We start from the raw sequence: 921 nt of genomic DNA on the forward strand, positions 1-921 counted from the left end.
CCGTACCCCTGCTCGTCTCCGGACGCACCGAACCGGCACTGCGCGCCCAGGCCGGCCGACTGGCCGGACTGCTGCGGGCCGAACCCGATCTGCCCCCCGCCGACCTCGGCTACTCCCTCCTGCGCACCCGTACCGCCTTCGACCACACCGCGGTGGTGCTCGCCGGCGACCGGGCCGAGGCGCTGAGCGGACTGACCGCACTGGCCGACGGCACCCCCGCCCCCCACCTCGTCCGAGCAGGGGCCTCCGAACGCGGCGCCACCGCCTTCGTCTTCCCTGGCCAGGGCTCGCAGTGGACCGGGATGGCCCGGGAACTCCTCGACACCTCACCGGCCTTCGCGGCCCGCGTCCGCGCCTGCGAGGACGCCCTGGCCCCGCACACCGACTGGTCCCTGACCGAGGTACTGCGCGGCGTGCCAGGGGCCCCGCCGCTCAGCCGCGTCGACGTCGTACAGCCGGCCCTGTTCGCCGTCATGGTCTCCCTCGCCGGGCTCTGGCACTCCCTCGGCATCCGGCCGGCCGCGGTCGTCGGCCACTCCCAGGGGGAGATAGCGGCGGCCTGCGCCGCCGGAGCCCTCTCCCTGGCCGACGCCGCCAAGGTGGCCGCACTGCGCGGCAAGGCCCTGGTCGAACTGGCCGGAAGCGGCGGCATGGCCTCGGTGCCGCTGCCCGCCGGACAGGTCACCGAACTCCTCACCCCCTGGCACGGGCGCCTGGGCGTCGCCGCCGTCAACGGCCCCTCCGGCACCGTGGTCTCCGGCGACCGGGACGCCCTGGCCGAGTTCCTCACCCGCTGCGCCGCCGACCACATCGCGGCCCGCGAGATCCCGGTGGACTACGCCTCGCACTCCCCGCATGTCGAGACGGTCCGCGAACGGCTCCTGGGCGAACTCGCCGACATCGCCCCCCGCACCCCCACCG

At 75.9% G+C, this 921-nt stretch carries 1 protein-coding gene; it reads left to right on the plus strand.

Going from position 1 to position 921, the window contains the following annotated elements; translation table 11 throughout:
• On the plus strand, positions 1-921 hold a 921-nt coding region (locus tag E4099_RS32440), incomplete at both ends, for an acyltransferase domain-containing protein (RefSeq protein WP_135342651.1).

This window comes from Streptomyces palmae, from assembly GCF_004684805.1.
In the GTDB taxonomy this organism is placed as follows: domain Bacteria; phylum Actinomycetota; class Actinomycetes; order Streptomycetales; family Streptomycetaceae; genus Streptomyces; species Streptomyces palmae.